Genomic DNA, 8,724 nt, shown 5'->3' on the forward strand with positions numbered 1-8,724 from the left:
CTGAAAACGAGGAGACCCCAACCAGCGCGTGCCCACGTTGAATTGGCTGTGTTCGGGATGGCGGATCTCGTTCCACAGGGCGCGGCAGCGCTCACTCAGCCAGGCATTGAGTTCGACAAAGGAACTGAAGCGATGTCGGGCCGCCTCGATCCAGATGCGCCGACGGCTGTACTGCACGTTCTTCTCCACGCGCCCCTTCTCCCAGCCCGCCGCGACGTTGCAGAAGTCAGGGTCGTACAGGTAGTGCGCGCACATCACCGAGAAGCGCGCGTTGACAGTGCGGCCCTTGCCCTTGTGGACCTTGTCGACGGCGGTAAGCCCCGCTGCTTCAGGCCGCCCCACGAAGACGCAGACAAGTCGACTTAAAGGCAGCTTCAGACTGATGGCAGAAGTTTTAGGCCGCCGCGCTACTCGTTTGTACCAAAGCTGAAAGCATGCATCCGCGACATTGATAGGTCAGGCGACCGTGCCGGCACTTGCAAACCTCGACGGCGGCGATGTATTTGGCCCCATAAACTGACTGCTGAAAGTCGGCAATCAGGATGACGACAGGGGTACCGCATAGATCCTCAAGTGGCGAGCGGCGGCTGCCGTACGCACATGGCGCAAAGCGCCTTTGTGCGCAGCATCTAGGTTTCTCTGAACGTCGATGACATCAAGCCGGCAGGTTTCGTCTTGACGATGGCGGCGTTTAATCAAGCATTGGATCCGCCTGGATCCGCCGTCATTTGGCTCGTCGACGACCTAAATGCGCGTTTGGTGCTCGATCCGACGAACTGAAGATTACCCGCCAAGGCCAAGAAGCTTGCACTCGCCAAAGCTCTGCAGTTCAGGATTTCTTTCGGAAAATGACGACGTGCTGCCACGGCAGCCTCGCGTCTGTACGCACCCACTGCAACGGCAGGATTTCCGCTTCCCGGCGGATCTGCCTTTCCGTCATCTTGTGCAGCTGCTTGATCTGTACTGCGGGATCTTCCGCCTTGTACTCCACGAAAACGACCCGCCCGCCGGGCGCGAGCGACTGCACCACACTCCTGAGCATCTCATACGGAGCAGACAGCTCGTGATACACGTCGACCATGATCGCCAGGTCGACGGACCCCGGCGCCAGACGGGCATCGTTTTCAGTACCCAATGAAGGCGTGATATTGCGCATGCCTTCGGCTTCCGCAGCCTGGCGCAAAAGCGCGACCATCTCGGGTTGCACATCGACCGCCAGGACTCTGCCGGAAGGGGCGACCAGGCGCGCCATGCGACGGGACAGGTAGCCGGTACCAGCGCCGATGTCGGCAACCACCATGCCTGGCTTCAACTCCAGCGCATCCAGGAGAAGGTCGGTACGTTCTTCCTTCTCCCGTTCCTGGCGTTCGAGCCATGGCGCTCCTTGCCACCCCATGACCTGTGCGATCTCGCGACCCAGGTAGCGTTTGCCGATGCCGTCGGCGCTGGGCACTCCAGCGACGTACGCTAGCTCTTGCGCTTGCGCCGGAAAGCTGCCGGCACCAAGCAGCGATCCCAAAACCCCAGCTAAAACTGCAACGTTCCGAAAGAGTGTCATGTCAATCCAGTCAATCTCAGACAGGCATTTCGAAGTGGCCTGAATCTGCAGGTCAAGCCCTGCCGTCGCATTTGTCGCTGCAATGAAATGGGAACAACAGGGAGACTTATTTGACCCAGGTAGCAATCAACCAGTTTCAAATTTCGAAGACCCGCAGTTGGCCGTTTGGAGTCATGGCCCTCACAGATCTGGAACACAAAAGCACGTTAGCACCGCTTTCGCAAGGTAAAGCGCTTCGATTCTGCTCGGAGAGTGCCATTAGGCCAGCAGCAGGTTTCGCCCGCGGCTCACGTGTAAAGCCCGTGTAATCATGCCGCGAATACTTCACATAAAAGGGGAACCTGCGAGAACAGTTCAGTAGCCTCAATCAACCGCAAACTCGCATGGATGCTGGATTTTTCCAACTTTTTGAGATTCTTTAGAAATCGAGGTAGCGAAGACTCTTAATTCGTAGGTCGAGTTGTTGGCGCCGACTGGAGAGTGAGCCAACGGGGGTGCGGCACCGACAGCTATTTCCTCGGGTCGAAGCCTTTCGTGCAGCGTGCGCAGCGCTCGCGGCGCACGCTGGGCGTGCCCGTCCGGCAGGTGCACTACGATTTCTTAGGGCCCGCTTCGGCCCTTGATTGAGGCTTGAATCGCCTGCAGAGTCGGCAGGATCGACTTCACGGCACTGGACCAAGGGCCGCCTCTGCATCCGCGCCTACGCGCCTAGCCAGAATCTCTCGCTGCGATCGAGAAAGTCATGCAGGTGCACGATCACCGAATCGTCGTCGAGCAGGACGACGGCGTACTGTGGTGGCTCGAAGCTTCCCGGGATGTCTTCGGATTCCCCAAGGTGCAGTGCCACCTGATGGTTGGTACCGCGCAAAGTCGAGAAGGGGATGCCGCGCCAGGTGCCCGAGATGGGCCGGTGGATGTGGCCGAAGAACAGGTGCTTGATGCGATGCGCGTGGCCCTTCAGTGCTGTCAGCAACCATTCGTTGTCGACCAATCCGATTCGATCCGCGACCGGGATGCCAAGGTGGAATGCCGGATGATGCATGAACAGGAGCACCGGTGAATCATCCTCCGCCAAGCGCTGGGAAAGCCAGTTTGCCCGTTGCTCGCAGAAGACGCCGCAATGCGTTCCCGGTTCGTTGGTATCCAGAAACAGACCCCTGAACCTCCCGATGGCCTGCTCGTACTGGACGAACCCATTGCTGTCCACCGGCACCTGTGGGAAGCGCTCGCGGAAGTTGGTCCGGCTGTCGTGGTTGCCGAGAATCAGATGAACCGGCATTGGCAACCGCGCGCATTGCTCCGACAGCTGGCGGTAGGCGTCCGGGTGCCCGACATGTGCGAGGTCGCCCGTGATCACGCAAGACGCTGCGTCCGCGTGCTCGGCGATCACGCTGTCGATGCAGCGCTCGAACCGTTTGCCGGGGTCATGGCCGTAGAGGGCGCGACCCTGCTCGACAAGATGAATGTCCGTGATGTGGATGAACTTGTGCATGGTCGTGCCTTGCACTCAGCGCGGCAGCAATGCCTGGACGGCCTTGCTCATCTCGCTAAGGGCAACGGCGGGTTGCACCTCTTGCGAAACCACGGTCTGGAGGTGATCCTTGATTACGTCGGTAATCTTGAAGCCGTTGTCACCCGGAAACGCGTACGAGCCGGTGAGTACCGGCATCTGCGCGATGGCGGTCAGATGATTGGGGTTTGCCTTGTAGAAGGGCGCAAGCAGGTTCGGGTCGGTCGCTGGCAACGTGTTGGCCGGGAAGTAGCCGGTTGCCTTGACCATGGTCGTCGCGCCCAGCGGGCCGGTGGCGAACTTGATGTATTCCCAAGCAGCGGCCTGCTTGGCAGGATCCTTGGAAAACATCATCGCTGCATTGCCGCCGGCCGGCAGTCGGCCGTCCTTGGCAACGGGCATGCGGGCGGTACGAATCTCGAACTTGCCTCCCACCTGCTTCGTGATGCTGCCCAGGCGCGCAGTGGTTGTCGCCAGTACCGCGAGCTTGCCGCTCACGAAGTCCTGCAAGGCGGCCGAATAGGAGATGTTGCGCATCTCACCCTGCTTGACGAGCTGCTCGAGGGTCAGCATGGCGGCCTTGCCTGCGGGGCCGTCGAAGGCCACCTTCTTCTCGTCGGCGGTCAACATGGTGCCGCCGTTGCTGAAGACCAGCGCCTGCCACATCCAGTTGCCCGTGATGTCCCACTCGACGTGAAGGCTCTCGGTGCCGGGCGTTGCCGCCTTCGACTTTTTGGCCGCGTTCATGATGGCATCCCAGTTCATGGGAAAGCGATCGGGCTCCACGCCCGCCTTGCGCATCAGGTCGGCGTTGTAGTAGATGACGGGTGTAGACAGCGCGAAGCCGATGCCGACCTGCTGACCCTTGACTTGCCCCAGTGAAAGCAACGCTTGGTCGTAACCCATCCCCGCCCAGCCCTTCTCCGCCTTGATGAAGGGCGTCAGGTCGACAGCGAGCCCACGGTCGGCAAACACGCGCTGACGATTGAGGCCCTGATAAGACACATCGGGGAGCTGGCCCGTGACGGCCTGGCGCAGAACCTGTTGTGCCGCGACCTCGTAGTCAGACGTGGGCGCACGGAACGTGACCTTGTACTGGGGGAACTTCGCCATGAAGTCTTTTGCGATTGATTCATGGACCTCTTTGAAGAGATCAGCGTACGCGTAGTCGATCACGATCTCAGTCGGTTGCTGAGCCTGTGCCAGGCCGGTGGTCATTAACACGGCCAGTGCGGCGGTTTTCTTAAACAGTTGTTTCATTGCTTGATTCCTTGCGGTTTAACCTTTGACGCCGGTGAGCGTCACACCTTCGATGAAGCGCTTTTGCGCGACGACGAACAACAGCACCAGCGGCGCCGTGATCAGCACCGTGCCGGCCATCAGCGGACCGAACGCGCTGCCTGCTTCCTCATTGCGGAAGAACATGGTTCCCAACGGCGGCGTCGCCAGATGGGGTGAATTGATGACCAGCAGTGGCCAGAAGTAGTCGTTCCAATGCCAGACCACCGAGAAGATCGAGAACGCCAGCAAGGCAGGCATGGCCGTGGGCAGCATCACGCGCCAGACGATCTCCAACTCACCCATGCCGTCGAGCCGCGCGGCGTGGATCAGGTCGTCGGGCACGGTGCGAAAGAACTGCCGCATCAGGAAGATGCCGAACGCGGACACGCTGAAAGGCAGGATGAGCGCGGCCATCGAGTCGAGCAGACCGGCGTGATACAGCATTACGTAGAGGGGGATGGCCGTGGCTTGGTATGGCACCATGAGCGCCAGCATCACCAAGCGCCAAGCCCACGGCTTGCCACGGAACGACAGCTTGGCAAAGGCGTAGGCGGCAGGCAGTGCCACCAGGATCTGCAGCACCAGGATGCCCGCGCAGACGAGCACGCCATTCCACAGGTAGCGCAGCAAGGGGACCTTGGTTAGCGCGAGGGTGTAGTTCTCCACTGCAGCGAAGCGCGTCGGAAAAAGATGAATCTCGCTGCCGAAGATTTCGTCGGCAGGCTTGAGCGAGGTCAGCACCATCCAGATGAACGGCATCAGGAAGACCAGGGCCACGGCCATCAGCACCACGTGGCGAAGAATCCGAAAGGAAGGGGAAGGAGGTTTCATGCGTAGTGCGTCCTGCGCTCCAGCGCGGCGTGCTGGATCTGGGTCAAGAGGAAGATGCCGGCGATGAAGACCACCGTCATGGCGCTGGCGTAACCCATGCGGAAGAAGCTGAACCCCTCCGCATAGATGGTGTGCAGCAGCACTTCGGTGGCCTTGTTCGGCCCGCCCTTGGTGAGCACATGGACGGTGTCGAAGACCTGCAGGGCGCGGATGGCGCAGACAGTGATGACGAACAAGGTGGTAGGGCCCAGCAACGGCCAGGTGACGAAGCGGAATCGATCGAAGGGGCGATCGATGCCGTCGAGTTCCGCCGCATCTCGCACGTCGCGGGGGATTCCTTGCAGCCCGGCCAGGAAGAACACCAGGGCAAGCCCCGACATCTGCCAGATGCCGATCGCGGCGACCGAGTACAGCGCGAGGTGGCGGTCGTTGAGCCAGTTCTGGGGTGCGACGCCGACCTGCTGGAGCAGGTGATTGACGAGCCCGGCGCTCGGATGCAGCAGGAATTCCCACACGACCGCCATTGCGATCAGCGTCGATGCGGCCGGCATGAAAAAGGCTGTGCGGTAGAAGCCGCGTCCCGATCGATCGGATTCGATCAACAAGGCGAGGCTCAGGCCCAGCGTGATCGATCCCCCGGTGACCAGGACGAGGTAGACAAGGGTGTTGGCCACAGACTTGCGGAACACCGCGTCCGACCAGAGTTCGGCGTAGTTCTGCAGGCCGACCCAGTTCAGGGTGGTGGCGCCGAACTGCCAATCGGTCAGCGACATCAGAAATACGGCAAGGACGGGTATGAACAGCAGAAGCGTCGCAAGAAGGCCCGCGGGCGCGAGAAGTGAAACGGTGGAAAGAGGATGGGCGCGCATGCTCGGCTTTCAGGCCACTCGCTTCAGGGTGTCGCATCGACCGATCGACATGCGCTGGCCGCCGGCGTCGAAGACATGCAGGGCTTCCCACGGGACCGTGACCTCGAACTCGGCCCCTGCGTGCGCTGCCGTGCCAGCCGGGAGGCAGACGATGCAGGCTTCCCCCTGGCTCGGCAGGGTCAGCGTGGCCATCAATTCGGCACCCGCGTATTCCACATGGCCAACCACGCCGCGCACGGTGAGGCCCGGCGCCTTTGCCAAGGTGACAGCCTGCGGCCGGAAGGCGACACGGCAGGGCCCGCCGTTCCCCGCGGTATCTGCGATGCGTTGCGCCAGGCAATGGATCTCGCCATTGGCGAGGATGTCGCCCGGCACGACGTTGATCCGCGGTGCGCCGACGAATCGAGCCACCTCGAGGCTTTGTGGCCGCATGTACAGATCTTCGGGTGGCGCCACCTGAAGGATGCGGCCTTCGCGCATGACCGCCACACGGTCCGACATGGACATGGCTTCGTGCTGATCGTGCGTGACGTAGATGAACGTCACGCCCAACTGGTCGTGAAGCTGCCGGATCTCGGCACGCAGCGCATGGCGAAGGTTGGCGTCCAGATTAGAAAGGGGCTCGTCGAACAGGAACACGGAGGGGTGGCGAACCATCGCGCGCGCCAGGGCGACGCGTTGGCGCTGGCCGCCCGACAGGTGCGCCGGCTTACGATCGAGTAACCCGTCGATGGCGAGTCGCCGGGCCACTTCATGTGCGCTGGCATGGATGTCGGCGAGCCGGCGGCGCACCCCGGGGGATACCAGGCGTGCCCCCGGCAGGCGACCCCAGAACCCCAGGCCGCGCATCACCAGCGGCATCGAGATGTTCTCGCGCACGGTCATGTGCGGGTACAGCGCATAGGACTGGAACACCATCGCGCAGTCCCGTGCGCTGGGTGACAGGGCGAGCAGGTCGCGGTCTCCCATGCGGATCGTGCCGGTGTCGGGCGTGTCCAGGCCGGCGATCAGCTTCAGCAAGGTGGACTTGCCGCAACCGGACGCGCCCAGCAGGGTGAGGAATTCGCCGTCGCGCACTGTCAGGTCGAGTTCCTGAAGAACGGCAGCGTTGCCGAAGCGTTTGGTCAGGCCGGAAATCTGGATGTCAGACATGGTCGTTCGTCTCCGCCGTTGACTGAGTCGATGTCCGGGCGGCCATCCAGCTGTGAAACTCTGCGTAGCCCGAAAACGCCACGGTGCACGGGCGCAAGTCGTCGGGCGCCGCGGCGTAGCCGCCGAGATGGGCCGCCAGCCGTACGCCAGCCGCCTGGGCACACGCTGCGTCAATGCCGGAGTCCCCGACGAACAGCGCTGTCCGCGGCGTCCCGCCCAACTGGGTCAGTGCGAGGTGCAACGGCGCGGCGTCCGGCTTGGGATGCTCGGTGTCGCCCAGGCCCACGATCGCGTCGAAGAAGCCGGTCAGCGCTGCCTTGTCCAGAAGCGTGCGTGTGGAGCCTTGATCGCGGTTCGTGCAAATGCCCAGTGCGATGCGCTGCGAACGAAGCATCGACAGCAGATCGAGAGCGCCGTCGTATGCCACAGTTTTGTGCAGCCAGTGCGATGCGTAGCGGTGCGCGAAGGCATCTTCGAGTCGCGACCCCAACGCGAGCGGCACAGACGCGGCCTGAAGCCGGAGCGCGCTCTGGAAGAGGGCGGTGATGCCCTGGCTCAAGGCAGGACGAAGATGCTGCGGCTCGACGGCCTGCAATCCGGCGAGCACAAGCACCTCATTGGCCGCGGCTGCGAGGGTGGGCAAGGTGTCGAAAAGGGTTCCATCGACATCAAAGACGACTGTTCGTATTTGATCGTTAGTGTTCATGTCCTGAATGCTACGAACATGATGAGTCAAACTCATGACAAATACGGGCGGTACAGTTTCCGCATCGATCCCGTGCGCGCGTGGCGCGTCAACCGTCCTGAAATGCAAGAAAACAGATGCTCAAAGCAGCTCGCCAGAAAGAAATCGTCGCCCTTTTGCAAGGGGGCGGCGTCGTCGAAGTCAGCGTGCTGGCGGAGCGTTTTCAGACATCGCCGATCACTGTCCGCCGTGACCTCATCGAATTGCAGGAGCGTGGCGTGCTGGCCCGCACGCGAGGGGGCGCGATTCCCGGCAATGAGGTGTATGCAGAGGGTTGGGCGCGGTACGAGAGTGTTAGCTACGCGGAGCGCGAGAGGGAAAACTACCGCGAGAAACGAGCCATCGCGGAGCTGGCCGCGCAATCAGTGTCGGACGGCGACTGCATCCTCATCAACGGCGGTACCACGTGCAGGCACCTCGCGGAAGCTCTGCGAGGTCATCACCACCTTCATGTCGTCACCAACGGACTGACCGTCGCCATGGAGCTGGCCAAGAGCAGAAACGCCACTGTCCATCTCCTGCAGGGCACCGTGGACTTTCAGAAGATGACGAGTGTGGGCCGCCTCGAAACAGGTGCATTCGAGGACATCACGGTCAGAGCGGCCTTCCTGGGCGTCCACGGGATCTCCGCGACCGGGGGCATCGGCATGCTGACGCCCGAGGAGTCAGCGATGAATCGAGCCTTCGTGGACGCGGCCCAGTCCGTCAATGTCCTCGTCGACTCCTCCAAGTTCAAGGCGCAAGCAATCTTCAGGATCGGGGTCTCCTCGTTTTCAGT

8 protein-coding genes and 1 pseudogene are annotated in these 8,724 nt (G+C 61.8%); 1 reads left to right on the top strand and 8 read right to left on the bottom strand.

The window, feature by feature from the left end:
- The 8 genes and pseudogenes from KDK82_RS30550 to KDK82_RS30585 form a co-directional block, all read right to left on the bottom strand.
- A pseudogene (locus tag KDK82_RS30550) lies at positions 1-315 on the bottom strand (hypothetical protein); the annotation flags it as partial.
- A gap of 514 nt (positions 316-829) precedes the next feature.
- Complete coding sequence (locus tag KDK82_RS30555; protein ID WP_031942805.1) at positions 830-1,558, bottom strand: class I SAM-dependent methyltransferase; 729 nt, start codon at positions 1,556-1,558, stop codon at positions 830-832.
- Positions 1,559-2,258: 700 nt separating this feature from the next.
- The gene (locus KDK82_RS30560; RefSeq protein ID WP_029309111.1) at positions 2,259-3,050 is read right to left on the bottom strand and encodes a phosphodiesterase; all 792 of its coding nucleotides are present in this window, start codon (positions 3,048-3,050) and stop codon (positions 2,259-2,261) included.
- A gap of 15 nt (positions 3,051-3,065) precedes the next feature.
- A complete protein-coding gene (locus tag KDK82_RS30565) occupies positions 3,066-4,328 on the bottom strand; it encodes an ABC transporter substrate-binding protein (RefSeq protein WP_029309112.1) in 1,263 nt (420 codons plus the stop codon).
- Positions 4,329-4,346: 18 nt separating this feature from the next.
- Positions 4,347-5,180, bottom strand: a complete 834-nt coding sequence (locus KDK82_RS30570) for a carbohydrate ABC transporter permease (RefSeq protein ID WP_165091848.1) — start codon at positions 5,178-5,180, stop codon at positions 4,347-4,349.
- A complete protein-coding gene (locus tag KDK82_RS30575) occupies positions 5,177-6,049 on the bottom strand; it encodes a carbohydrate ABC transporter permease (protein ID WP_029309265.1) in 873 nt (290 codons plus the stop codon). Before KDK82_RS30575 ends, KDK82_RS30570 begins: the two co-directional genes overlap by 4 nt.
- 9 nt (positions 6,050-6,058) lie before the next feature.
- Positions 6,059-7,201, bottom strand: a complete 1,143-nt coding sequence (locus tag KDK82_RS30580) for an ABC transporter ATP-binding protein (protein ID WP_029309264.1) — start codon at positions 7,199-7,201, stop codon at positions 6,059-6,061.
- Positions 7,194-7,907: an HAD family hydrolase gene (locus tag KDK82_RS30585; RefSeq protein ID WP_051723375.1), complete on the bottom strand. Its 714-nt coding sequence runs from the start codon at positions 7,905-7,907 to the stop codon at positions 7,194-7,196. The genes KDK82_RS30580 and KDK82_RS30585 overlap by 8 nt, the downstream gene beginning before the upstream one ends.
- A gap of 116 nt (positions 7,908-8,023) precedes the next feature.
- Here KDK82_RS30585 and KDK82_RS30590 point away from each other — a divergent pair.
- Positions 8,024-8,724 (top strand): DeoR/GlpR family DNA-binding transcription regulator (locus KDK82_RS30590; RefSeq protein ID WP_088167124.1); only part of this gene is annotated, 701 nt, incomplete at its 3' end.

The sequence above is a fragment of the Delftia sp. K82 genome (genome assembly GCF_002193035.1).
Taxonomy (GTDB): Bacteria; Pseudomonadota; Gammaproteobacteria; order Burkholderiales; family Burkholderiaceae_C; genus Comamonas; species Comamonas acidovorans.

Coding starts and splice junctions, on each gene's coding strand:
- KDK82_RS30555 (WP_031942805.1), bottom strand. CDS start 1,558: ATGACACTCTTTCGGAACGTTGCAGTTTTAGCTGGGGTTTTGGGATCG.
- KDK82_RS30560 (WP_029309111.1), bottom strand. CDS start 3,050: ATGCACAAGTTCATCCACATCACGGACATTCATCTTGTCGAGCAGGGT.
- KDK82_RS30565 (WP_029309112.1), bottom strand. CDS start 4,328: ATGAAACAACTGTTTAAGAAAACCGCCGCACTGGCCGTGTTAATGACC.
- KDK82_RS30570 (WP_165091848.1), bottom strand. CDS start 5,180: ATGAAACCTCCTTCCCCTTCCTTTCGGATTCTTCGCCACGTGGTGCTG.
- KDK82_RS30575 (WP_029309265.1), bottom strand. CDS start 6,049: ATGCGCGCCCATCCTCTTTCCACCGTTTCACTTCTCGCGCCCGCGGGC.
- KDK82_RS30580 (WP_029309264.1), bottom strand. CDS start 7,201: ATGTCTGACATCCAGATTTCCGGCCTGACCAAACGCTTCGGCAACGCT.
- KDK82_RS30585 (WP_051723375.1), bottom strand. CDS start 7,907: ATGAACACTAACGATCAAATACGAACAGTCGTCTTTGATGTCGATGGA.